Annotated in this window: 23 protein-coding genes and 5 tRNA genes; 23 read left to right on the top strand and 5 right to left on the bottom strand. The window is 54.3% G+C overall.

Going from position 1 to position 24,289, the window contains the following annotated elements; genetic code table 11:
* Nucleotides 1-54: 54 nt before the first annotated feature.
* A complete protein-coding gene (locus tag WFN75_RS21575) occupies nucleotides 55-693 on the bottom strand; it encodes a class I SAM-dependent methyltransferase (protein ID WP_288821966.1) in 639 nt (212 codons plus the stop codon).
* 124 nt (nucleotides 694-817) lie between these two features.
* Here WFN75_RS21575 and WFN75_RS21570 point away from each other — a divergent pair, with 124 nt between their 5' ends.
* Nucleotides 818-1,258: an RrF2 family transcriptional regulator gene (locus tag WFN75_RS21570; protein WP_336996792.1), complete on the top strand. Its 441-nt coding sequence runs from the start codon at nucleotides 818-820 to the stop codon at nucleotides 1,256-1,258.
* A gap of 19 nt (nucleotides 1,259-1,277) precedes the next feature.
* On the opposite strand, the gene ppiC (WFN75_RS21565) is transcribed toward WFN75_RS21570, so the two are convergent.
* A complete protein-coding gene (gene ppiC, locus WFN75_RS21565; RefSeq protein ID WP_003017999.1) occupies nucleotides 1,278-1,559 on the bottom strand; it encodes a peptidylprolyl isomerase PpiC in 282 nt (93 codons plus the stop codon).
* A gap of 49 nt (nucleotides 1,560-1,608) precedes the next feature.
* Nucleotides 1,609-1,890, bottom strand: a complete 282-nt coding sequence (gene ppiC, locus WFN75_RS21560) for a peptidylprolyl isomerase PpiC (protein WP_046886622.1) — start codon at nucleotides 1,888-1,890, stop codon at nucleotides 1,609-1,611.
* A gap of 112 nt (nucleotides 1,891-2,002) precedes the next feature.
* Between ppiC (WFN75_RS21560) and rep the strand changes: the two genes are divergently transcribed.
* Nucleotides 2,003-4,024: a DNA helicase Rep gene (rep, locus tag WFN75_RS21555; RefSeq protein WP_207292613.1), complete on the top strand. Its 2,022-nt coding sequence runs from the start codon at nucleotides 2,003-2,005 to the stop codon at nucleotides 4,022-4,024.
* 31 nt (nucleotides 4,025-4,055) lie between these two features.
* On the opposite strand, the gene gppA is transcribed toward rep, so the two are convergent.
* Nucleotides 4,056-5,540, bottom strand: a complete 1,485-nt coding sequence (gene gppA / locus WFN75_RS21550) for a guanosine-5'-triphosphate,3'-diphosphate diphosphatase (RefSeq protein WP_336996791.1) — start codon at nucleotides 5,538-5,540, stop codon at nucleotides 4,056-4,058.
* 5 nt (nucleotides 5,541-5,545) lie between these two features.
* Entirely contained in the window at nucleotides 5,546-6,811 is a 1,266-nt protein-coding gene (gene rhlB / locus WFN75_RS21545) for an ATP-dependent RNA helicase RhlB (protein ID WP_040078076.1), read from the bottom strand.
* Between the two features lie 144 nt (nucleotides 6,812-6,955).
* Here rhlB and trxA point away from each other — a divergent pair, with 144 nt between their 5' ends.
* The 21 genes from trxA to WFN75_RS21440 all read left to right on the top strand — a co-directional run bounded on the left by trxA (nucleotide 6,956) and on the right by WFN75_RS21440 (nucleotide 24,260).
* Nucleotides 6,956-7,285, top strand: a complete 330-nt coding sequence (gene trxA / locus WFN75_RS21540) for a thioredoxin TrxA (protein ID WP_006179218.1) — start codon at nucleotides 6,956-6,958, stop codon at nucleotides 7,283-7,285.
* Nucleotides 7,286-7,448: 163 nt separating this feature from the next.
* A complete protein-coding gene (locus WFN75_RS21535; RefSeq protein WP_325948127.1) occupies nucleotides 7,449-7,532 on the top strand; it encodes a rho operon leader peptide in 84 nt (27 codons plus the stop codon).
* An 87-nt stretch (nucleotides 7,533-7,619) separates the two neighbouring features.
* Nucleotides 7,620-8,879, top strand: coding sequence for a transcription termination factor Rho (gene rho / locus WFN75_RS21530; protein ID WP_001054528.1), 1,260 nt, complete (start codon nucleotides 7,620-7,622; stop codon nucleotides 8,877-8,879).
* Between the two features lie 243 nt (nucleotides 8,880-9,122).
* Nucleotides 9,123-10,217 (top strand): UDP-N-acetylglucosamine--undecaprenyl-phosphate N-acetylglucosaminephosphotransferase, encoded by a 1,095-nt coding sequence (gene wecA / locus WFN75_RS21525; RefSeq protein WP_040078077.1) that lies wholly within the window; start codon nucleotides 9,123-9,125, stop codon nucleotides 10,215-10,217.
* Nucleotides 10,218-10,238: 21 nt separating this feature from the next.
* Nucleotides 10,239-11,285, top strand: a complete 1,047-nt coding sequence (wzzE, locus tag WFN75_RS21520; protein WP_040078079.1) for an ECA polysaccharide chain length modulation protein — start codon at nucleotides 10,239-10,241, stop codon at nucleotides 11,283-11,285.
* Nucleotides 11,286-11,341: 56 nt separating this feature from the next.
* Nucleotides 11,342-12,472 carry a non-hydrolyzing UDP-N-acetylglucosamine 2-epimerase gene (gene wecB, locus WFN75_RS21515; RefSeq protein ID WP_040078080.1) on the top strand — a complete coding sequence of 377 codons (1,131 nt, stop codon included), beginning with the start codon at nucleotides 11,342-11,344 and terminating at the stop codon, nucleotides 12,470-12,472.
* The gene (wecC, locus tag WFN75_RS21510) at nucleotides 12,469-13,731 is read left to right on the top strand and encodes a UDP-N-acetyl-D-mannosamine dehydrogenase (RefSeq protein WP_207292609.1); all 1,263 of its coding nucleotides are present in this window, start codon (nucleotides 12,469-12,471) and stop codon (nucleotides 13,729-13,731) included. Before wecB ends, wecC begins: the two co-directional genes overlap by 4 nt.
* Complete coding sequence (gene rffG, locus WFN75_RS21505; RefSeq protein WP_233804480.1) at nucleotides 13,728-14,795, top strand: dTDP-glucose 4,6-dehydratase; 1,068 nt, start codon at nucleotides 13,728-13,730, stop codon at nucleotides 14,793-14,795. The genes wecC and rffG overlap by 4 nt, the downstream gene beginning before the upstream one ends.
* A gap of 12 nt (nucleotides 14,796-14,807) precedes the next feature.
* A complete protein-coding gene (rfbA, locus tag WFN75_RS21500) occupies nucleotides 14,808-15,689 on the top strand; it encodes a glucose-1-phosphate thymidylyltransferase RfbA (protein ID WP_046886617.1) in 882 nt (293 codons plus the stop codon).
* A complete protein-coding gene (gene rffC / locus WFN75_RS21495) occupies nucleotides 15,667-16,341 on the top strand; it encodes a dTDP-4-amino-4,6-dideoxy-D-galactose acyltransferase (RefSeq protein ID WP_442913317.1) in 675 nt (224 codons plus the stop codon). Before rfbA ends, rffC begins: the two co-directional genes overlap by 23 nt.
* A 4-nt stretch (nucleotides 16,342-16,345) precedes the next feature.
* On the top strand, nucleotides 16,346-17,476 hold the full coding sequence (rffA, locus tag WFN75_RS21490) for a dTDP-4-amino-4,6-dideoxygalactose transaminase (RefSeq protein WP_212478621.1): 1,131 nt from the start codon (nucleotides 16,346-16,348) through the stop codon (nucleotides 17,474-17,476).
* Between the two features lies 1 nt (nucleotide 17,477).
* Entirely contained in the window at nucleotides 17,478-18,728 is a 1,251-nt protein-coding gene (wzxE, locus tag WFN75_RS21485) for a lipid III flippase WzxE (protein WP_336996789.1), read from the top strand.
* Nucleotides 18,725-19,804 carry a TDP-N-acetylfucosamine:lipid II N-acetylfucosaminyltransferase gene (locus WFN75_RS21480; protein ID WP_336996788.1) on the top strand — a complete coding sequence of 360 codons (1,080 nt, stop codon included), beginning with the start codon at nucleotides 18,725-18,727 and terminating at the stop codon, nucleotides 19,802-19,804. Before wzxE ends, WFN75_RS21480 begins: the two co-directional genes overlap by 4 nt.
* The gene (gene wzyE / locus WFN75_RS21475; protein ID WP_336996787.1) at nucleotides 19,801-21,153 is read left to right on the top strand and encodes an ECA oligosaccharide polymerase; all 1,353 of its coding nucleotides are present in this window, start codon (nucleotides 19,801-19,803) and stop codon (nucleotides 21,151-21,153) included. Before WFN75_RS21480 ends, wzyE begins: the two co-directional genes overlap by 4 nt.
* 12 nt (nucleotides 21,154-21,165) lie before the next feature.
* Nucleotides 21,166-21,906: a lipopolysaccharide N-acetylmannosaminouronosyltransferase gene (gene wecG, locus WFN75_RS21470; protein WP_336996786.1), complete on the top strand. Its 741-nt coding sequence runs from the start codon at nucleotides 21,166-21,168 to the stop codon at nucleotides 21,904-21,906.
* Nucleotides 21,907-22,170: 264 nt separating this feature from the next.
* The gene (gene thrP, locus WFN75_RS21465; protein WP_046886610.1) at nucleotides 22,171-23,556 is read left to right on the top strand and encodes a bifunctional threonine/serine APC transporter ThrP; all 1,386 of its coding nucleotides are present in this window, start codon (nucleotides 22,171-22,173) and stop codon (nucleotides 23,554-23,556) included.
* 102 nt (nucleotides 23,557-23,658) lie between these two features.
* Nucleotides 23,659-23,735 (top strand) — tRNA-Arg (locus WFN75_RS21460).
* 57 nt (nucleotides 23,736-23,792) lie between these two features.
* Nucleotides 23,793-23,868, top strand: a tRNA-His gene (locus WFN75_RS21455).
* A 19-nt stretch (nucleotides 23,869-23,887) separates the two neighbouring features.
* Nucleotides 23,888-23,973 (top strand) — tRNA-Leu (locus tag WFN75_RS21450).
* A 42-nt stretch (nucleotides 23,974-24,015) separates the two neighbouring features.
* A tRNA-Pro gene (locus tag WFN75_RS21445) sits at nucleotides 24,016-24,092 on the top strand.
* A gap of 91 nt (nucleotides 24,093-24,183) precedes the next feature.
* Nucleotides 24,184-24,260 (top strand) — tRNA-Pro (locus WFN75_RS21440).
* Nucleotides 24,261-24,289: the final 29 nt, after the last annotated feature.

Genomic DNA, 24,289 nt, shown 5'->3' with positions numbered 1-24,289 from the left:
ACCCGATCGGGTGGCGCCAGCGCCTACCCGACCCCCAGGCAGGCCCGAAAAGCGTTAGCGCTGTCGGGCCTGTTTTTTGCGCTTCAGCGCAATAACCGCATCTGACACCTCGCCCTCTTGTCCTTCCGGCCCTTTCATTATTCTTGATACGTCATCGCAGAACACCGTTTCCCACTCCGCCGCCGATGGCGCCAGGGATGCAAAAGCCTCCTCCGCTGACTGGAAGGGGCGATCGGCATGCTTTGACCATGAAGGAGGTCTGGCATGCGATGTAATCAACAACATTCCGCCTGGCGTGACATGTTCTAATGCAGTACGAAAGATAGTAAAGCGATCGAAGGTGAGCGGCGATTCCAGGAACGATGCCACGATCAGATCGTACTGGCCCTCAGGGAAACGCGCGGTGAGATCGTATTGCGCGAAGGCGATCTTCCCGCTTACACCGGAACGCTCGGCATTGGCGGCAGCATAATCCAGCGCGCGTGGAGATAAATCAACCGCAGTAACCCGCCAGCCTTTTTTCGCCAGCCAGACGCTATCATCGCCGCGCCCGCATCCCAACTCCAGCGCCTTTCCGGGCGTAAGGTCATCGACAAAACGCACCAGAATTTTACCGGGTATGCCGTTTGATAGGGGCGACATTGCTGCGTAATGCTCTTCCCAGAACAGATCGGGGGATTGTTCGGTAGCCATCGTTTTCTCCTGCATGAAGTCACTTATGTAACATCAAAAGTATCATAAGATTTACGGCCGTCAATCGGTGAATTTTTCATCCCAGAGGTTGAAGAGGCTAAGTACATGTAATAATGTAAGTTACATGAAAATAAATAACTCTTTCTCCGCCACGCTGCATATTCTGCTGCACCTTGAACAGATGGATAAGCCCTTAACATCGGAGCAGATGTCGGCATTTATCGACGGAAATCCCGCTTTTATCCGCAAGTTGTTGGCAGGATTGCGTGAGCAAAAAATTGTTGGTTCAAGCAAAGGGCATCATGGCGGGTGGACGCTTTCACGCCCCGCGAGTCAGGTCACGCTGTATGACATCTATACAGCGCTGGGCTCGCCAGTGCTGTTTGCACTGGGTAACCGAAACGAAAATCCGCGCTGCCTGGTCGAAAAGGGGGTAAACCGGGTAATGTCAGATACCTTTGCCGAAGCAGAAACGCTAATACTGGAAAGGTTTAAACGCCTGACGCTGGCAGAGGTAGGAAGTGAGTTTATCGACTATTTCAATGCACAAGGGCAGGACAACTAAGCCTGCCCCTGCAAAGAGATTAGTTACGGTACAGCACTTTAATGATGTGGTAACCGAACTGGGTGTGCAGTGGACCAGTGGGTTCCAGCACCGGGCAAGAGAAGACCACTTTATCGAATGCAGGTACCATCTGGCCCTGACGGAATTCGCCTAAATCACCGCCACGTTTGCCTGACGGGCAGATAGAGTGTTTCTTTGCCAGCTTGCCGAAGTCGGCGCCGTTTTTAATCTGTTCCAGAAGATCCAGAGCCAGTTTCTCTTCTTTCACCAGGATATGCACTGCTGCTGCTGTTTTTGCCATGATTGTGCCTCGAAGGGGTTTAAGTCATCGGAGCGCAATATACCATGCGTTAACGGCGATAGAGCACCTTAATGATATGGTAACCAAACCTGGTTTTCACCGGGCCAAAGGGCTTAAGAAGCGGGCAGCTAAAGACCGCCTGATCGAACGGGCCGACCATCGCCCCCTGCTTAAACTCACCTAAATCACCGCCGTTACGCCCTGAAGGACATTTCGAATAGCGTTTCGCCAGATGATCAAAGCTAATGCCACGCTCCAGTTTGGCGAGGATCTCCTGCGCCAGCTTCTCTTCTTTCACCAGAATGTGCAGGGCTGCTGCAGTCTTTACCATGGTACTGTTCTCGGGGTTACACGCGTGACCTTCACTTTATCATTAGCCGGTAAATCTGCGCCCCGCTTTCTGCTACAATCCACACCCCGTTCGAAGATTGAGCACTATTCCCATGCGTTTAAACCCTGGACAACAACAAGCGGTCGAATTCGTTACTGGACCATGCCTGGTGCTGGCAGGGGCAGGATCCGGTAAAACCCGCGTAATTACCAATAAAATCGCCCACCTTATTCGTGGCTGTGGCTATCAGGCCCGCCATATTGCGGCAGTGACCTTTACCAACAAGGCAGCGCGCGAGATGAAAGAGCGTGTCGGCCAGACGCTGGGGCGCAAAGAGGCGCGCGGCCTGATGATCTCGACCTTCCACACTTTGGGGCTGGATATCATCAAGCGCGAATACGCCGCGCTGGGGATGAAGTCGAACTTTTCACTTTTTGACGATACCGATCAGGTGGCGTTACTTAAAGAGTTAACCGAAGGGTTGATCGAAGACGACAAGTTGATCCTGCAACAACTGATCTCGACGATCTCCAACTGGAAAAACGATCTCATGACCCCTGCGCAAGCTGCGGCAAGCGCGAAAGGTGAGCGGGATCGGATCTTCGCGCACTGTTACAGCCTTTATGATGCGCATCTCAAGGCCTGCAATGTGCTCGACTTTGACGATCTCATTCTGTTGCCAACCCTGTTGCTTCAGCGCAACGAAGAGGTACGCGAGCGCTGGCAGAATAAAATCCGCTATCTGCTGGTGGATGAGTATCAGGATACCAACACCAGCCAGTACGAACTGGTGAAATTGTTGGTAGGACAACGTGCGCGCTTTACCGTGGTGGGTGATGATGATCAGTCGATTTACTCCTGGCGCGGCGCACGTCCACAAAATCTGGTGCTACTGAGCAAAGACTTCCCGGCGCTGCAGGTGATCAAACTGGAGCAGAATTACCGTTCTTCCGGGCGTATCCTGAAAGCGGCAAATATCCTGATTGCTAACAACCCGCACGTCTTTGAGAAACGCCTTTTCTCCGAGTTGGGTTACGGTACCGAACTCAAGGTGCTTAGCGCCAATAATGAAGAGCATGAAGCTGAGCGCGTCACCGGTGAACTCATTGCGCATCACTTCGTTAATAAAACCGGCTATAAAGACTACGCGATCCTCTATCGCGGCAATCACCAGTCACGCGTCTTTGAAAAGATGCTGATGCAGAACCGCATCCCGTACAAAATCTCCGGGGGCACCTCTTTCTTCTCACGCCCTGAAATCAAAGATCTGCTTGCCTATCTGCGGGTGCTCACCAACCCGGATGACGACAGCGCATTCCTGCGTATCGTTAATACGCCGAAGCGTGAAATTGGCCCCGCAACGTTGCAAAAGCTGGGCGAATGGGCGATGACCCGCAACAAAAGTCTGTTTACCGCCAGCTTTGATATGGGCCTGAGTCAGACCCTCACCGGACGGGGCTACGAATCGCTAACGCGCTTTACGCAGTGGTTAGGTGAAATTCAGCGTCTTGCTGAACGTGAGCCGGTGGTTGCCGTACGCGATCTGATTCGCGGCATCGACTACGAGTCCTGGCTATACGAAACCTCCGCGAGCCCAAAAGCGGCGGAAATGCGCATGAAAAACGTTAATCAGCTCTTCAGCTGGATGAGTGAAATGCTTGAAGGCTCAGAAATTGATGAACCCATGACCCTGACCCAGGTCGTCACCCGTTTCACCCTGCGCGATATGATGGAGCGTGGCGAGAGCGAGGAAGAGGCCGATCAGGTACAGCTAATGACGTTGCATGCCTCGAAAGGGCTGGAATTCCCCTATGTCTATCTGGTGGGAATGGAAGAGGGGATACTGCCGCATCAGAGCAGCATTGACGAAGATAACGTCGATGAAGAGCGCCGGCTGGCCTATGTGGGCATTACGCGTGCGCAGAAGGAGCTGGTCTTTACGCTTTGTAAAGAGCGCCGCCAGTACGGTGAATTGGTGCGTCCGGAGCCGAGCCGCTTTCTGATGGAATTGCCCCAGGATGATCTGATTTGGGAGCAGGAGCGTAAGGTCATTACGGCGGAAGAGAGAATGCACAAAGGTCAGGCAAACGTGGCAAACATACGTGCCATGCTGGCGAAAGCGAAAGATAAGTAACATGTCCCTCTCCTGTGGGAGAGGCGGCGTTTTACTGAATATGCAGGGGCCAGTGAACGTAGCTCTGCCACTGGCACTCTTGCTCAATCATCTCTGCGCCCAGTGGATGCTGCATCAGCCAGCTTTCCGGTAACATCAGGGTGAGTATCTCACCTTCAGCCTGCAGGCCAATCTCTGGCAACAAATCATCGCGACGACGGCTGGCAAAAATGATCGCCAGACGCAGTATGCGACACAAATGTTCTGCAACGCGCGGCGGTACCGCATTTTGCTGATGCAGAGAGGAGAGGTCGAGCGGGTTGGTCTGGTTCAATAACAGCGTGGCGAGCAATTTTTTCTGCGCAGGAGTGAAGCCGGGCAGATCCAGATTACGAACCAGCCAGGCGGCATGCAGCGGTGCCTGCTTATATTCAACGCTAAGCCCAATTTCATGTAGCTGAGCGGCGCTTTGCAGCAGAACATGGCCTAACGGCCCTAAATCCCAGCTTTTGCCGACCTGATCGGCGAAATAAAGCGCCAGCTGTGCAACGCGTTCGCCCTGGCTGGTATCCACCAGGAAGCGGCGTTGAACATTACGCAAGGTACGGCTGCGAATATCTTCATCTACTGCCAGATGCAGCATGCCGTAAACCAACCCTTCACGCAGAGCACCACCGGCCAGGGTCATGCACTGAATATCCAGCTCGGTAAAGATGGCGATCAGAATAGCCAGCCCGCTAGGGAAGACGAGGGCACGCTCGAGGGTCAGCCCCTCTATCTCCAGCTCTTCAAGTCGACCACACTGGATGGCGCGCTGTTTCAGCTGCTCCAGTTTGGCCAGGGTGATGCGCTCATCCATTCCCTGAGCCATCATGATCTCTTGCAACGCCTGAACGGTACCCGATGCGCCGACACAGACCTTCCAGCCGTGTTGCAGCAGCGTACCAACAACAGGGCGAACCACCTCGCGGGCGGCCAGCTCTGCCTGGTCGAAGCTCTCTTTTGTCAGATTACGGTCGGTGAAAAAACGCTCGAGCCAGGTCACGCAACCCATGGAAAGACTGTTGAGGGAGGTGGCCTGGGCGCCGTTGCCCGTTACCAGCTCGGTGCTGGCTCCGCCAATATCGACAACCAGACGGCGCTCATCACCCCCGGTGGTGTGCGCCACGCCCTGATAAATCAGACGTGCTTCCTCTTCACCGCTAATGACCTGCACCGGGCAGCCCAGTATCGTCTGCGCTTTCGCAATAAATTCACCCGCGTTAACCGCAAGGCGCAACGTGGCCGTCGCGACGACACGAATCTGCTGGTGGGGAATATCCTGTAGGCGTTCAGCAAAGAGACGCAGGCACTGCCAACCGCGCTCCATGGCTTCAGGAGAGAGATGATTATCACTACTAAGGCCCGCCGCGAGACGGACCTTACGCTTAATACGTGTCAGCGTTTGTATGCTTCCCGCCACCTCACGCACTACCAGCATATGAAAACTATTCGAACCTAAATCAATAGCGGCATAGAGTGAGGTGGTGCTGAGCATAATGTTTAGCCTGAACGACGACGATTACGCGGTGCGCCTGAACGACGCGGGCCATTGCCGGAGCGTGGGCGCGTAAGGCGCTTCGCTGGCGGCAGTTCGCTTAATAGCGCATCCGGATTGTACTTACTCTGCGGAATAGAGTGGCCGATATACGTTTCAATGGCTGGCAGGTTCAGGGCGTACTCTTCACAGGCAAGGCTGATGGAGTGGCCACTGGCACCGGCGCGACCGGTACGACCAATACGGTGCACGTAGTCTTCGCAATCATCAGGCAGATCGTAGTTGAAGACGTGAGTCACGGCTGGAATATGCAGGCCGCGTGCCGCAACGTCAGTTGCCACCAGAATGTCCAGATCGCCACGAGTGAATTCATCAAGAATCCGCAGGCGTTTTTTCTGCGCAACATCACCCGTCAGCAAGCCAACGCGGTGTCCGTCTGCAGCCAGGTGGCCCCAGATATCTTCACAGCGGTGTTTGGTGTTGGCGAAGATAATGGCGCGATCTGGCCACTCTTCTTCGATCAGGGTTTGCAGCAAACGCATTTTCTCTTCGTTAGACGGATAGAAAAGCTCTTCTTTAATACGGTGACCTGTTTTCTGCTCTGGCTCGACTTCCACGTATTCGGCATTGTTCATCTGCTCGAATGCCAGCTCGCGTACGCGGTAAGAAAGGGTTGCGGAGAACAGCATGTTCAGACGCTGGTTTGCCGCAGGCATGCGACGGAACAACCAGCGAATATCTTTAATGAAGCCCAGATCGTACATGCGGTCTGCTTCATCCAGTACCACTACCTGAATAGCGCCGAGGTTGATGTGGTTCTGTTTGGCGTAGTCGATAAGACGGCCAGTAGTACCGATCAGGATATCTACGCCGCTTTCCAGCACTTTCAGCTGTTTATCGTAGCCATCACCGCCGTAGGCGAGGCCGAGCTTCAGGCCGGTAGCCTGTGCCAGCGGTTCCGCATCTGCGTGAATCTGTACCGCCAGTTCTCGCGTCGGAGCCATAATGAGCGCGCGCGGCTGGTTAACTTGACGGTCTGCAATTGCGGGATGAGAAAGTAAATAATGGAACGTTGACGTTAAAAACGCCATCGTTTTGCCGGTACCGGTTTGCGCCTGCCCCGCAACATCGCGACCGGCCAGCGTCAGCGGCAGGGCGAGAGCCTGAATAGGCGTGCAGTTATGAAACCCTTTAGTTTCAAGGGCTTCGATCACCTTTGGGTGCAGGGCGAAGTCGGAAAACTTCTGTTCTGTTAAATGTGTTTTGCTCATAGTGTGGTAGAATATCAGCTTACTATTGCTTTACGAAAGCGTATCCGGTGAAATAAAGTCAACCTTTAGTTGGTTAATGCGACATCAACACGTCGTTGATGATTGCTACACCAACGCGCCAGGCTTATTCCTGTGGAGTTATATATGAGCGATAAAATTATTCACCTGACTGACGATAGTTTTGACACGGACGTGCTTAAAGCTGACGGGCTGATCCTCGTCGATTTCTGGGCAGAATGGTGTGGTCCTTGCAAAATGATCGCCCCGATTCTGGATGAGATCGCCGACGAATATCAGGGCAAACTGACCGTTGCGAAACTGAACATCGACCAGAACCCGGGCACCGCGCCGAAATATGGCATTCGTGGTATCCCAACCCTGCTGCTGTTCAAAAATGGCGAAGTGGCTGCTACCAAAGTGGGCGCCCTGTCCAAAGGTCAGCTGAAAGAGTTCCTGGACGCTAACCTGGCGTAAGGGTTCTCGGCGGCGCGTCCGGGGTTTCAAAATTGTTTGGATCTCTGGACGCCCGGCAATAGTCGTGCTAAGTTACCTATGACTTCGTTTTAAACATACCTTGTCGTTCTTGTTTTACCCGATACTTCCCGTTGTTGACATAAACAGTGCGAGAAGTGGATAGATTCCGGGCTTGTCACTCAATCCGTCTTGTCGTTTCAGTTCTGTGCTTTTTCCTGTAAGCAGACAGCGAACAGACATGAGTTGATGGCCGCTAACAGGCATGGATGACCCTGCCATACCATTCACAATATTAAGTTCGAGTATTACCCCGAGTTTAAGAACCCACACCATTATGAATCTTACCGAATTAAAGAATACGCCGGTTTCTGAGCTGATCACTCTCGGCGAAAATATGGGGCTGGAAAACCAGGCTCGTATGCGCAAGCAGGACATTATTTTTGCCATCCTGAAGCAGCACGCAAAGAGTGGCGAAGATATCTTTGGCGACGGTGTGCTGGAGATATTGCAGGACGGATTTGGTTTCCTCCGCTCTGCAGACAGCTCCTACCTCGCCGGTCCTGATGACATCTACGTTTCCCCCAGCCAAATCCGCCGTTTCAACCTCCGCACAGGTGATACCATTTCAGGTAAGATTCGTCCTCCTAAAGAGGGTGAACGCTACTTCGCGCTGCTGAAAGTTAACGAAGTTAACTACGATAAGCCTGAAAACTCGCGTAATAAAATCCTGTTCGAAAACTTAACGCCGCTGCACGCGAACTCTCGTCTGCGCATGGAGCGTGGTAACGGGTCTACCGAAGACTTAACCGCTCGCGTGCTGGATCTCGCTTCGCCGATCGGCCGTGGCCAGCGTGGTCTGATTGTTGCGCCGCCGAAAGCGGGTAAAACCATGCTGCTGCAGAACATTGCTCAGAGCATCGCCTACAACCACCCAGACTGTGTGCTGATGGTGCTGCTGATTGACGAACGTCCGGAAGAAGTGACCGAGATGCAGCGTCTGGTAAAAGGTGAAGTTGTGGCTTCTACCTTCGACGAACCCGCATCTCGTCACGTTCAGGTTGCGGAAATGGTTATCGAGAAGGCGAAACGCCTGGTTGAGCACAAGAAAGATGTCATCATCCTGCTCGACTCCATTACACGTCTGGCGCGTGCGTACAACACCGTCGTCCCTGCTTCCGGCAAAGTACTGACCGGTGGTGTGGATGCCAACGCCCTGCATCGTCCGAAGCGTTTCTTCGGTGCCGCACGTAACGTGGAAGAGGGCGGTAGCCTGACCATCATCGCAACGGCGCTGATCGACACCGGCTCCAAAATGGACGAAGTGATCTACGAAGAGTTTAAAGGTACAGGCAACATGGAACTGCACCTCTCTCGTAAGATTGCTGAGAAACGCGTCTTCCCTGCTATCGACTACAACCGTTCCGGTACCCGTAAAGAAGAGCTGCTTACCACTCAGGAAGAGCTGCAGAAAATGTGGATCCTGCGCAAAATCATTCACCCAATGGGCGAAATTGACGCAATGGAATTCCTCATTAACAAGCTGGCGATGACCAAAACGAACGATGATTTCTTCGATATGATGAAACGTTCTTAAAATCACGCTATAGCCGACAAACGCCACGTTTTTACGTGGCGTTTTTCTTTTAACGCTTATACGCTATTACGACAATCACTGAATGAATCCTTTCCTTCACGACAAAGGGAATGTGCGGAAAGTCAGGAAATTAATTGATTGAAAAATATACAAAGGGACTTGTAAGAGGCGAGCTTTATTCCTTCAGGCGTAGCGTCTTCAAGGTTATACTTCTGGGATCAACATTTGTAGAGAGCCTCCATTGTGAATTTACTCACTGCGGTGACTGAGCTAATCAGTATTTTTCTGTTCACGACCTGCTTCTTATTCGTTGCACGTAAGGCGGCAAAAAGAATCGGGTTGGTGGATAAGCCCAACTTTCGTAAGCGCCATCAGGGCCTGATACCGCTGGTTGGAGGGATTTCCGTATATGCGGGGATCTGTTTTACCTTCAGTATTGCCGATTACTATATACCGCACGCAGCTCTCTATTTGGGATGCGCAGGTGTACTGGTGCTCGTGGGAGCCCTCGACGATCGCTACGACATCAGTGTAAAGATTCGGGCATCAATCCAGGCCGCGATCGGTATCGTCATGATGGCCGTCGGCAATCTCTATCTCAGCAGCCTGGGCCATATCTTTGGCTCGTGGGAGATGGTGCTTGGGCCATTCGGTTATTTCCTGACGCTATTTGCCGTCTGGGCGGCGATTAACGCTTTCAATATGGTCGACGGCATAGATGGTTTGCTGGGCGGCCTTTCCAGCGTCTCATTCGGTGCTATTGGCATCATCCTGTGGTTTGACGGCCAATACAGCCTCTCCATGTGGTGTTTTGCCATGATCGCCGCCATCCTGCCTTACATCCTGCTTAATCTCGGGGTGCTTGGTCGTCGTTATAAAGTGTTTATGGGCGACGCAGGTAGCACGCTGATTGGTTTTACCGTTATCTGGATATTGCTCGAAACCACCCAGGGTAAAACGCACCCCATCAGCCCGGTAACGGCGCTCTGGATCATCGCCATCCCATTGATGGACATGGTGGCCATTATGTATCGCCGTCTGCGTAAAGGGATGAGTCCCTTCTCGCCAGACCGTCAGCATATTCATCATTTGATCATGCGCGCAGGGTTTACTTCGCGTCAGGCTTTTGTCCTTATTACCTTAGCCGCTGCACTTCTGGCAGCCATCGGCGTTGTAGCAGAATATTCCCATTTCGTCCCTGAGTGGGTGATGTTGGTATTATTCTTGCTAGCATTCTTCCTGTATGGCTACTGTATTAAGCGCGCCTGGAAGGTTGCGCGGTTTATTAAACGTGTAAAACGCCGGATGCGTCGTAACAGTAGCAGCAATCAAACTTAAACCAGGTAAATCGGGATTGAAATGACTCAACCGTTGGCGGGAGCTAAATCAGTGGCAACTGAGAATGAGCTGGATGTTCGTGGTTTGTTTCGCGTGTTATGGGCGGGCAAATTTTGGATTGCAGGAATCGCGCTGGGCTTTGCGTTAATCGCACTGGCCTATACTTTTTTTGCAAAGCAGGAGTGGAGCGCGACAGCGATCACCGATCGCCCGACTGTGAATATGCTCGGCGGCTTCTACTCTCAGCAGCAATTTCTGCGTAATCTGGATGTTAAAGCAAATCTCGCCCCGGTTGATCAGCCGTCCGTTATGGATGAGTCGTACAAAGAGTTCATTATGCAGCTGGCTTCCTGGGATACGCGCCGTGATTTCTGGAGCCAGACCGACTACTACAAACAGCGGATGGTCGGTAACAGTAAGGCGGATGCCGCGCTGCTTGATGAAATGATTAACAATATTCAGTTCATGCCCGGCGATGCGCTGCGCAATGTGAATGACAGCGTGAAGCTCATCGCGGAAACCGCGCCAGACGCCAATAACCTTCTACGCCAGTACGTGGCCTTCGCCAGCCAGCGCGCGGCAAGCCATCTGAACGATGAGTTAAAAGGTGCCTGGGCAGCGCGAACCATTCAGATGAAAGCGCAGGTGAAGCGTCAGGAAGAGGTAGCCAAAGCTATCTTCACGCGTCGCGTTCACAACATTGAACAGGCGCTGAAAATCGCTGAGAAGAGCAATATCTCACGCAGTGAAACCGATGTGCCAGCAGATGAACTGCCGGACTCCGAAATGTTCCTGCTGGGGCGCCCGATGCTGCAGGCTCGCCTGGAGAATTTACAGGCCGTCGGACCCGCCTTCGATCTCGATTACGACCAGAACCGCGCAATGATGACCACCCTGAACGTAGGTCCTACCCTGGACCCGCGTTTTCAGACCTATCGTTATTTGCGCACGCCTGAAGAACCTGTAAAACGCGATAGCCCACGCCGTGCCTTCCTGATGATTATGTGGGGGATCGTGGGTGCATTAATTGGTGCTGGCGTCGCATTGACGCGCCGTCGCAGAAATTAAGATCGCCGTCTACGATGAAGGCTCTGGCCTTCATCGTCTAATCGAAGAGAATCGATGTGAAAGTACTCAGTGTCTTTGGTACAAGGCCGGAAGCCATCAAGATGGCGCCTCTGGTTCATGCGCTGGCGAATGACCCTCATTTTGAAGCGAAAGTCTGTGTTACCGCCCAGCATCGTGAGATGCTGGATCAGGTCTTGACCCTGTTTTCTATTGTTCCTGATTACGATCTTAACATTATGAAACCGGGGCAAGGGCTGACAGAAATTACCTGCCGAATTCTGGAAGGGTTAAAACCGATTCTGGAATCCTTTAAGCCTGATGTGGTGTTGGTGCATGGTGATACCACCACCACCATCGCCACGAGCCTTGCTGCATTTTATCAACGTATTCCGGTTGGCCACGTCGAAGCGGGCCTGCGTACGGGCGATCTCTATTCGCCCTGGCCGGAAGAGGCCAACCGCACGTTGACTGGACATCTGGCGATGTACCACTTTGCGCCAACCGAAAACTCTCGCCAGAACCTGTTGCGGGAAAATATTCCTGACCGCACGGTGTTTGTTACCGGCAATACGGTCATCGACGCACTCATCTGGGTACGCGATCGGGTGATGGCTAATGACGCGTTGCGTGCCGAACTGGCAGAACGTTATCCGTTCCTCTCTAACGGTAAAAAGATGATCCTGGTGACGGGGCATCGCCGTGAAAGCTTTGGCCGCGGTTTTGAGCAGATTTGCCATGCGTTAGCCGAAGTGGCGGCGCAGAACGAAGATGTACAGATTGTTTATCCGGTGCATCTCAATCCAAACGTCAGCGAACCGGTGAATCGTATTCTCGGCCACGTTGAGAATGTGATCCTCATTGAGCCGCAGGACTATCTGCCCTTTGTCTGGCTAATGAACCACGCCTGGCTGATTCTGACCGACTCCGGTGGTATTCAGGAAGAGGCGCCATCCCTCGGTAAACCGGTGCTGGTCATGCGAGAAACAACCGAACGTCCGGAGGCCGTCAAGGCCGGTACCGTGCGTCTGGTCGGCACCGACACCAAACATATCGTTGAAGAGGTCACTCGCCTGCTGCATGACGACGAGGCGTATCAGACAATGAGCCGTGCCCATAACCCTTACGGTGACGGGCAGGCTTGTGATCGTATTTTGTATGCACTTAAACACAATCGGGTATCGCTATGAGTTTTACTACCATCTCCGTCATTGGTCTGGGCTACATTGGCTTGCCAACCGCTGCCGCTTTCGCTTCGCGTCAAAAGCAGGTTGTAGGGGTAGATATCAACCAGCATGCGGTTGATACCATTAACCGGGGTGAAATTCATATCGTCGAACCCGATCTCGATAAGGTTGTGAAGAGCGCGGTAGAGGGTGGCTATCTGAAAGCCAGCACCACGCCGGTAGAAGCCGATGCCTGGCTGATTGCCGTGCCGACGCCTTTTAAGGGCGATCATGAGCCCGATATGGTCTACGTTGAGGCGGCCGCAAAATCGCTCGCCCCGGTGCTGAAGAAGGGAGCGCTGGTCATCCTCGAATCCACCTCGCCGGTGGGGGCTACCGAGCAGATGGCCCAGTGGCTGGCCGATGCCCGCCCGGATTTGACCTTCCCGCAGCAGGCTGGTGAGCAGGCTGATGTGAACATCGCCTACTGCCCGGAGCGTGTACTGCCAGGACAGGTGATGGTTGAGCTTATCAAGAACGACCGCGTCATTGGCGGCATGACGCCAGTCTGCTCCGCCCGCGCCAGCGAGCTTTATAAAATCTTCCTGGAAGGTGAGTGCGTGGTAACTAACTCCCGCACCGCCGAAATGTGCAAACTGACAGAAAACAGCTTCCGCGACGTTAATATCGCTTTTGCCAATGAACTGTCGTTAATTTGTGCCGATCAGGGGATTAACGTCTGGGAACTGATTCGCCTGGCTAACCGCCATCCACGCGTTAACATCCTGCAGCCCGGCCCGGGCGTCGGGGGCCACTGCATTGCGGTCGATCCCTGGTTTATCGTGGCGCAAAACCCTGAGCAGGCGCGCCTGATCCGCACTGCACGTGAAGTTAACGACGGAAAGCCGCACTGGGTGATTAATCAGGTTAAAGCCACCGTGGCAGATAGCCTGGCTGAAAGCGGCAAACGCGCCAGCGAACTGAAAATTGCCTGCTTTGGTCTGGCGTTCAAACCCAATATTGACGATCTGCGCGAAAGCCCGGCGATGGAGATTGCCGAAATGATCGCCGACTGGCACAGCGGCGAAACGCTGGTGGTCGAACCCAATATCCACGCCTTACCGAAAAAACTGGCGGATAAATGTCAGCTGGTGGCCATGGACGCAGCGCTGGCTACCGCAGATGTGCTGGTGCTGTTGGTCGATCACAAAGAATTCAAAGCCATCAGCGGCGATGCGATTCATCAGCAGCATGTCGTCGATACAAAAGGAGTCTGGCGTTGAGAAGGATTTTAGTGACCGGCGGCGCGGGGTTTATCGGTTCCGCGGTAGTTCGCCATATTATCCAGAACACCCAGGACGCTGTAGTAGTGGTGGATAAACTCACCTACGCGGGCAACCTGGCCTCGCTGGCGCCAGTGGCGGATAATCCGCGCTTCGCCTTTGAGCAGGTTGATATCTGCGATCGCGATGCCCTGAACACCGTCTTTGCTACCCATAAACCCGATGTGGTGATGCACCTGGCCGCAGAGAGCCACGTCGATCGCTCTATCGATGGCCCGGCAGTGTTTATCGAGACCAATATCGTCGGTACCTATAACCTGCTGGAGACGTCTCGTGCCTGGTGGAGCGGCTTAGCCGCTGAGCAGAAAGCGGCGTTCCGCTTCCATCACATCTCTACTGATGAGGTGTATGGCGACCTGCATTCGATGGACGATTTTTTCACCGAAACCACGCCTTATGCGCCCAGCAGCCCCTATTCCGCGTCTAAAGCCAGTAGCGACCATCTGGTTCGCGCCTGGCAGCGCACTTATGGTTTGCCGACGCTGGTGACCAACTGTTCCAATAACTATGGCCCCTATCATTTCCCGGAGAAATTGATTCCGCTGATGATTCTGAATGCCATCGCGGGCAAACCCTTGCCGGTATACGGCGATGGTCAACAGATTCGCGACTGGCTGTATGTTGAAGATCATGCCCGGGCGCTCTATTTGGTGGCGACAGAAGGCACCCCCGGCGAAACCTGGAATATCGGCGGGCATAACGAGCGCAAAAATCTCGACGTCGTTACTACCATTTGCGATCTGCTGGAAGAGTTGGTCCCGGTGAAACCGCAGGGTGTACAGCAGTATCGTGATCTGATCACCCGGGTACCCGACCGTCCAGGTCATGACCTCCGCTATGCTATTGATGCGTCCAAAATCGAACGTGAGCTGGGCTGGGCCCCGCAAGAGACGTTCGAAAGCGGCATTCGCAAAACCGTTGAGTGGTATCTCGCCAATGAAGGCTGGTGGAAGCAGGTACTGGATGGCAGTTATCAGGGCGAGCGTCTGGGGCTGAAGGGCTAACCGGGAGAATTTATGAAAGGCATTATTCTGGCAGGGGGCTCAGGCACGCGTCTGCATCCCATCACTCGCGGCGTATCGAAGCAACTGCTGCCAATTTATGACAAGCCGATGATTTATTATCCGCTTTCGGTGCTGATGCTGGCCGGTATTCGCGAAATTTTAATCATCACCACGCCGGAAGATAAAAGTACCTATCAGCGCCTGTTGGGCGATGGTAGCGAATTTGGCATTGCGCTGACCTACGCAGAACAACCGAGCCCGGATGGTCTTGCCCAGGCCTTTATCATTGGCGAAACCTTCCTGAACGGCGAGCCCTCTTGCCTGGTGCTGGGAGATAACATCTTCTTCGGGCAGGGGTTCAGCCCTAAGCTGCGCTCGGTTGCGGCACGCTCCGAAGGGGCGACGGTCTTTGGCTATCAGGTCATGGATCCAGAACGCTTTGGCGTAGTGGAGTTTGACGATAATTTCCGCGCACTGTCGCTGGAAGAGAAGCCCAAACAGCCAAAATCAAAGTGGGCGGTGACGGGTCTCTATTTCTACGATAACAAGGTCGTAGATTACGCGAAGCGGGTCAAACCCTCTGAGCGCGGCGAGCTTGAGATCACCTCAATCAACCAGATGTACCTCGAAGAGGGCAACCTCACGGTTGAACTACTGGGCCGCGGTTTCGCCTGGCTGGACACCGGTACCCATGACAGCCTGATCGAAGCCAGTACGTTTGTGCAAACCGTCGAAAAACGACAAGGCTTTAAAATTGCCTGTCTGGAAGAGATTGCCTGGCGTAATGGCTGGCTGGATGACGACGGCGTTAAACGCGCGGCCAGCCAGTTGGCTAAAACGGGTTATGGCCAGTATCTGCTGGAGCTGCTCCGTGCACGTCCACGCCAGTATTGATCCTCTCGTCTGGGAGAGCGATTTTTTCGGCATTCCGTCGGCGATTGTACGGGTTAACGCTGACGCGCCGCCGCTTTCTGCAGCCGATTTCGCCCCCTGGCAACGTCTGCAGGCGAAAATCCCGGCAGAACGTAGCGATCTGCTGGATACGCTTCAACAGCAGGGGTTTCGCCTTGTCGAAGGTGAAGTTGATCTGGCCATCACGGTGAGTCAGCACACCAATCCTGGCGCGGAGGTGGCGAAGGTCCAGGATATTCCTGCGCTTCGTCATCTTGCCGCAGAAGCCTTTGCGCAAAGTCGTTTTCGAACGCCCTGGTACGCCCCACAAGACAGCGGGCGTTTTTATGCCCAGTGGATTGAGAACGCGGTAAAAGGCACCTTCGACCACCTCTGCCTGGTGTTTCGCGCGCCAGATGGCGGGATCCAGGGGTTTGTCTCGCTGCGAAAACTGAACGACAGCGAAGGACGGATTGGTCTTCTCGCCGGGCGCGGTCTCGGCGAAAAATTAATGCAGGCAGCCCTCCATTGGGCGCAGCAACAGCAGCTTTCTACTCTGCGCGTGGCGACCCAGTTGGGCAACACCGCCGCACTTAAACGTTACATTGCGAGCGGCGCCAACATTTCAGCGACTGCTTACTGGCTATACAGGTGACAAGATGATTCCATTTAATGCGCCTCCTGTGGTGGGCACCGAACTCGATTACATGCAGTCTGCAATGGGCAGCGGCAAGCTCTGCGGCGATGGTGGTTTTACTCGTCGTTGCCAGCAATGGATGGAGCAGCGCTTCCACAGCGCCAAAGTCCTGCTGACCCCGTCCTGCACCGCCTCGCTGGAGATGGCCGCGCTGCTGCTGGACATTGGGCCTGGCGATGAAGTGATCATGCCGAGCTATACCTTCGTCTCGACGGCGAATGCCTTTGTGCTTCGCGGTGCAAAAATCGTCTTTGTTGATGTGCGTCCGGATACCATGAACATTGACGAGACGCTGATCGAAGCGGCTATTACGGATAAAACGCGGGCGATTGTGCCGGTGCATTACGCGGGCGTGGCCTGTGAGATGGACACCATTATGGCGATCGCCAAAAAACACAACCTGTTCGTGGTAGAAGATGCCGCACAGGGAGTGATGTCCACCTACAAAGGGCGCGCACTGGGCACCATTGGCCATGTCGGCTGTTTCAGCTTCCACGAAACGAAGAACTACACCGCAGGCGGTGAAGGTGGCGCAACGCTGATTAACGATCGTGCGCTGGTAGAGCGTGCCGAGATCATCCGCGAGAAAGGCACTAACCGCAGTCAGTTCTTCCGCGGCCAGGTGGATAAATACACCTGGCGTGATATTGGCTCCAGCTACCTGATGGCCGACCTGCAGGCCGCCTATCTGTGGGGACAACTCGAGGCTGCAGACCGCATCAATCAGCAGCGCCTTGCGCTGTGGCAGACCTATTACGATGCGCTGGCCCCGCTGGCGAAGAAAGGGCGTATTGCGCTGCCAACGATTCCGGCGGACTGCGTTCATAATGCGCACATGTTTTACATCAAACTGCGTGACAACGACGATCGCAGCAAGCTGATCGACTATCTTAAAGAAGCCGATATTCTGGCCGTTTTCCACTATATTCCGCTGCACTCCAGCCCGGCTGGCGAAGCCTTCGGACGTTTCGTGGGTGAAGACCGCTTTACGACGAAAGAGAGTGAGCGGTTACTCCGCTTGCCGCTGTTCTACAACCTTACCGCGTCTAATCAGCGCACGGTTATTAATTCCCTTCTGAGCTACTTCAGCTGATATGTCTCTGGCGAAAGCATCGGTGTGGACCGCCGCGTCCACCCTCGTCAAAATCGGCACGGGACTGCTGGTTGTGAAATTACTGGCGGTCTCTTATGGTCCTTCTGGTGTTGGGCAGGCGGGTAACTTCCGCCAGCTGGTCACCGTGCTTGGCGTACTGGCCGGGGCGGGGATTTTTAACGGCGTGACCAAATACGTCGCGCAATACCAGGATGACACGGCACAGTTGCGCCGTGTGGTGGGCACCTCGTCGGCGATGGTACTGGGTTTCTCTACGCTGCTGGCTGTCATCTTTCTTCTGGCTGCTGCGCCTATCAGCCAGGGGCTGTTCGGGCATACCCACTACCAGGGGCTGGTGCGCCTGGTGGCGCTGGTTCAGATGGGCATCGCCTGGGCCAACCTGCTCCTGGCGCTGATGAAAGGGTTCCGTGACGCGGCCGGTAACGCGCTGGCGCTCATCTCTGGCAGCATAATCGGCGTGATTGCCTATTATGCGTGCTATCGGCTGGGCGGCTACGAAGGGGCGCTGCTGGGGCTGGCGTTGGTGCCTGCACTGGTGGTGATCCCGGCAGGATTTTTCCTGCTTCGGCGCGACAATATCCCGCTGCATTATCTGAAGCCGCAGTGGGACAAGATGCTGGCCAGTAGCCTGGGCAAGTTTACCCTGATGGCGTTGATCACCTCAGTCACCTTGCCTGTTGCCTATGTGATGATGCGAAACCTGCTGGCGGCGCACTACAGCTGGGATGAAGTGGGGATCTGGCAGGGGGTGAGCAGTATTTCTGACGCCTACCTGCAGTTTATCACGGCCTCCTTTAGCGTCTGGCTGCTGCCAACGCTGTCGCGCCTGACCTCCCGCGAGGATATCACCCGCGAGATTGGCCGCTCGCTGCGCTTTGTGTTACCTGCTGTAGCGGTGGCCAGCTTAACTGTCTGGCTGCTGCGCGATGTTGCCATCTGGCTCCTCTTTTCCGACAAATTCACCCCCATGCGTGATCTGTTCGCCTGGCAACTGGTGGGGGATGTACTGAAAGTAGGCGCTTACGTCTTCGGCTATCTGGTGATTGCGAAAGCCTCGCTGCGGTTGTACATCCTGGCGGAAATCAGCCAGTTCACCTTGTTAACTGCTTCCTCTTACTGGCTGATACCTGCGCACGGTGCGCTGGGGGCAGCCCAGGCCTATATGGCCACCTATATTGTCTATTTCGCTGCCTGTTGCGGCGTATTTTTACTTTGGCGTAGACGCGCATGACTGCACTGATTCACGTACTGGGATCGGATATCCCGCACCATAACCAGACCGTACTGCGGTTTTTTAACGATCAACTGGCGTCAGGTAATCCTGATGCGCGCGCGTTTATGGTGGTTAGTCAAACGCCCGACTCCGTTGCTCATTTTCCAGCTCTGGCTATCACCGTCTGGCCTGATAAAGCCAGCCTGGCAAAAGCCGTTATCGCGAAAGCGAAAGCGAACCGCGAGCAGCGATTTTTCTTCCATGGGCAATTCAATACCGGGCTTTGGCTGGGACTACTAAGCGGTGGGCTGCGGCCTTCGCAGGTGAGCTGGCACATCTGGGGCGCCGACCTCTATGAAGCATCGCGGGGCTGGAAATTCCGCCTCTTTTACCCGATACGCCGGATGGCACAAGGGCGGGTAGGGTGCGTCTTTGCCACCCGAGGCGATCTCAATTATTTTGCGAAACAGCATCCGGCTGTCCGTGGTGAGTTGCTCTACTTTCCCACCCGTATGGATCCTGGTCTGAACAGTATGGCGAAGGATATCCGCCGGGAAGGGAAGTTAACCATTCTGGTGGGGAACTCCGGGGACCGCAGCAATGACCATCTCGCGGCGCTAAAAGCGGTACACCAGCAATTTGGCGATACGGTTAATGTGGTTGTGCCGATGGGCTACCCTGCACATAACGAAGGGTATATCGCCGAGGTGCGCCAATGTGCGCTGGGGCTTTTCAGCGCCGACAATGTCCAGATCCTCAGTGATAAGCTGGAGTTTGACGCTTATCTGGCGCTGCTGCGTCAGTGCGATTTAGGCTATTTTATCTTTGCGCGTCAGCAGGGCATTGGCACACTCTGTCTGCTGATTCAGGCGGGCGTGCCATGTGTGTTGAATCGCGAAAATCCCTTCTGGCAGGACATGGCTGAGCAGAGCATCCCGGTGCTGTTTACCAGCGATGAGCTGAATGTAGAGGTGGTACGCGAAGCACAGCGCCAGCTCGCACTGGTTGATAAAAACGCTATCACATTTTTCAGCCCGAACTATCTTGCTCCCTGGCATCAGGCATTACGGATCGCTTCAGGAGGTCAGAAATGAGCCAGTTGCAATTCAGCGGCCTGCTGGTGGTATGGCTGTTGAGCACGCTCTTCATCGCTACTCTGACGTGGTTCGAGTTCCGTCGCGTGCGTTTTAACTTCAACGTCTTTTTCTCGTTGCTGTTTCTGCTCACTTTTTACTTCGGCTTCCCGCTAACCAGCATCCTGGTCTTCCGCTTTGATGTCGCCGTGGTGCCGCCCGAAATTCTCATGCAGGCGCTGCTGTCGGCTACCTGTTTCTATGGTGTCTATTACGTCACCTACAAGACGCGGCTAAGGTCGAACGCCAGCCCCGCGCCGCGCCGCGCGTTGTTCACTATGAATCGGGTCGAGACGCATCTGACCTGGATAATGCTGATGATGATCGCGCTGGTAAGCGTCGGCATCTTCTTTATGCACAACGGATTTTTGCTGTTTAAGTTGCACTCTTACAGCCAGATTTTCTCCAGTGAAGTGTCCGGTGTAGCGCTGAAAAGGTTCTTCTACTTCTTTATACCGGCGATGCTGGTGGTCTATTTCCTGCGCCAGGATGCCCGAGGATGGCTCTTCTTCCTCGTCAGTACGGTGGCGTTTGGCTTGCTGACCTATATGATCGTCGGCGGCACGCGGGCCAATATTATTATCGCCTTCGCCATCTTCTTGTTTATCGGCATTATTCGTGGCTGGATTTCGCTGTGGATGTTGGCCGCTGCGGGAGTGATGGGCATTGTGGGGATGTTCTGGCTGGCACTTAAACGCTACGGTATGGACGTGAGCGGAGACGAGGCGTTTTACACCTTCCTCTACCTCACCCGCGATACCTTTTCGCCATGGGAAAATCTGGCGCTACTGTTGCAAAACTACGACAAGATCGACTTCCAGGGGCTGGCGCCGATTGTCCGCGATTTTTATGTCTTTATTCCCACCTGGCTGTGGCCAGACCGACCAGGCATTGTGCTCAATACTGCCAACTACTTTACCTGGGAAGTGCTGAATAACCACTCCGGGCTGGCTATCTCCCCCACGCTTATCGGCTCGCTGGTGGTGATGGGCGGCGGCTGGTTTATTCTGCCGGGCGCGATTGTCGTGGGGCTGATTATCAAGTGGTTTGACTGGCTCTACACCCTGGGTAACCAGGAGACAAACCGCTATAAGGCCGCGATTTTGCATAGTTTCTGTTTTGGTGCCATTTTCAATATGATCGTGCTGGCGCGAGAGGGGCTGGATTCGTTCGTCTCCCGTGTGGTTTTTTTCATAATGATTTTTGGTGCCTGTCTGCTGATGGCGAAACTGTTGTACTGGCTATTCGACAGCGCCGGACTGGTGCATAAACGTGAATCAAGACCCAGCAGAACGCTCTCGCAAGTCTGAGTAAGGATAAGAATGACTGACAATACCTCTGCGCCGCAGTATGACCTGCGTGGTCTGAAACTGATCGGCTGGCGTGATATGCAGCATGCGCTGGATTATCTGTGTGCTGGCGGCCACATCAAAACTGGCACCCTGGTCGCCATTAATGCAGAAAAGATGCTTACCCTTGAAGACAACCCCGAGGTTCGTCAACTGATCGAGGCGGCAGAATTTAAATACGCCGACGGCATCAGCGTGGTGCGTTCGGTACGTAAAAAATACCCCGCGGCGAATATCTCCCGCGTGGCAGGGGCCGATCTCTGGGAGGCGCTGATGGCACGTGCAGGCGCGGACGGCACGCCGGTGTTCCTGGTTGGGGGTAAGCCAGAAATCCTTGCGCAGACGGAACAGAAGCTACGCCGCCTGTGGAACGTCAATATCGTGGGCAGCCAGGACGGCTATTTCAAACCGGACGATCGTCAGGCGCTATTTGAACGTATCCGCGACAGCGGAGCCAAAATTATTACCGTGGCGATGGGATCGCCGCGCCAGGAGATCCTGATGCGAGACTGCCGTCAGGTCTGCCCGGATGCGCTCTATATGGGCGTGGGCGGGACTTACGATGTCTTCACCGGGCATGTGAAACGCGCGCCAAAAGTGTGGCAACACCTGGGTCTTGAGTGGCTCTATCGTCTGCTTTCTCAGCCGAGCCGCATCACGCGTCAGCTCCGTTTGCTGCGTTATCTGCGCTGGCACTATACCGGGCGCTTATAAAGTTGGCCGGGCAGCGCGACAGAGTGGTCGCGCTGCAACCCACCTGTAAACCTGCTGCATTATTGTACGATACATCTATTTTTTTAACACACCGTTTGCCATTTCTCCGATTTTAAGAAACCATTCCCTCCCGTCGCAGTGCCATGGTGTTTTTTGCGCCAACCGTCAATCAGACGGTCGACGCTGCATGGCCTGTTATGGCGCATGTTTACCATAACAATAACCGGCTGACGCCGGGAGAGTAGCAAGCACAACTGAGGATTTATGGCAGAGAAAAAACCGGAGCTACAGCGTGGGCTGGAAGCTCGTCATATCGAATTGATTGCCCTCGGCGGCACTATTGGCGTGGGGTTGTTTATGGGCTCCGCCAGCACCCTGAAGTGGGCAGGCCCGTCCGTCCTGCTCGCCTACATTATCGCGGGGCTGTTCGTCTTCTTCATCATGCGTTCGATGGGCGAGATGCTGTTCCTGGAGCCGGTGGCTGGCTCCTTTGCCGTTTATGCTCACCGGTATATGAGCCCATTCTTCGGCTATCTTACCGCCTGGTCCTACTGGTTTATGTGGATGGCGGTAGGGATATCTGAAATTACGGCGATAGGGGTCTATGTCCAGTTCTGGTTCCCGGAGATGGCGCAGTGGATACCCGCGCTTATTGCCGTGGGGCTGGTCGCGTTAGCTAACCTTGCTGCCGTACGTCTTTACGGCGAAATTGAGTTCTGGTTTGCGATGATTAAAGTCACCACCATCATCGTGATGATTGTGGTCGGGCTGGGGGTGATCTTCTTTGGCCTGGGTAATGGTGGCGAGTCGATTGGCTTTGGCAACCTGACCGAGAACGGCGGCTTTTTCGCCGGCGGCTGGAAAGGCTTCCTGACGGCGTTGTGTATCGTGGTGGCGTCCTATCAGGGCGTAGAGCTGATCGGCATCACCGCCGGTGAAGCGAAAAATCCGCAGGTGACGCTGCGCAGCGCGGTAGGCAAAGTGCTGTGGCGTATCCTGATTTTCTATGTGGGCGCGATTTTCGTTATCGTCACCATCTTCCCGTGGAACGAGATTGGTAGCAACGGCAGTCCGTTTGTTCTCACCTTTGCCAAAATTGGTATTACGGCGGCAGCAGGCATCATTAACTTCGTGGTGCTGACGGCGGCGCTCTCGGGTTGTAACAGCGGCATGTATAGCTGCGGCCGTATGCTCTATGCTCTGGCGAAAAACCGCCAGCTTCCGGCGGCGGTAGGTAAGGTCTCGCGTGCGGGCGTACCGGTAGCGGGCGTGGCGATCTCTATTGCGATACTGCTGATCGGCTCCTGCCTCAACTACATTATCCCGAACCCGCAGCGCGTGTTTGTGTATGTCTACAGCGCCAGCGTGCTGCCGGGTATGGTGCCATGGTTCGTGATCCTGATTAGCCAGCTGCGTTTCCGTGAAGCGCATAAAAAAGCCATCGCCAGCCATCCGTTCCGCTCGATTCTGTTCCCGTGGACCAACTATGCGACAATGGCGTTCCTGGTCTGCGTATTGATCGGCATGTATTTTAACGAAGATACCCGTATGTCGCTGTTTGTCGGGGTCGCCTTCCTGGCGCTGGTAACAGCGTTCTACAAGCTTTTTGGGCTTGGGCGCCACGTCACGCGTCATAATATGGGCGAATAAGCGGCAAAATGCGCAAAGCGTAACCAAACGCGCATTTTTTTAAAAAAAGCACTAGACAGAACTACGAGACCTCCGTAATATCCAGCCCCGCAACGGCGCTAAGCGCCCGTAGCTCAGCTGGATAGAGCGCTGCCCTCCGGAGGCAGAGGTCTCAGGTTCGAATCCTGTCGGGCGCACCATTAACCCGGTGCTGGAGCTGCGGTGGTTTCGATACCGCGTAGAAAAGATTTGCAGTGGTGGCTATAGCTCAGTTGGTAGAGCCCTGGATTGTGATTCCAGTTGTCGTGGGTTCGAATCCCATTAGCCACCCCATTATTTAAAGTTGTGAAATGCGAAGGTGGCGGAATTGGTAGACGCGCTAGCTTCAGGTGTTAGTGTCCTTAGGATGTGGGGGTTCGAGTCCCCCCCCTCGCACCACGACTTAATGAGTTGAACTAAAAATTCAAAAAAGCAGTAAAGCGGCGAGTAGCGCAGCTTGGTAGCGCAACTGGTTTGGGACCAGTGGGTCGGAGGTTCGAATCCTCTCTCGCCGACCAATTTTGGACCCCGCCAAGGCGGGGTTTTTTGTATCCCACCCGACGAATTACGATTCGCAGGGTTGAAGTAAAAAGTAAAAAAGCAGTACATCGGCGAGTAGCGCAGCTTGGTAGCGCAACTGGTTTGGGACCAGTGGGTCGGAGGTTCGAATCCTCTCTCGCCGACCAATTTTGAACCCCGCTTCGGCGGGGTTTTT

It is taken from the genome of Leclercia sp. UBA7405 (assembly GCF_037152215.1).
GTDB classification, from domain to species: Bacteria; Pseudomonadota; Gammaproteobacteria; order Enterobacterales; family Enterobacteriaceae; genus Enterobacter; species Enterobacter pneumoniae.
Note: the sequence above shows the minus strand (reverse complement) of the source record. Positions and strands in the feature narration are given on the sequence as shown.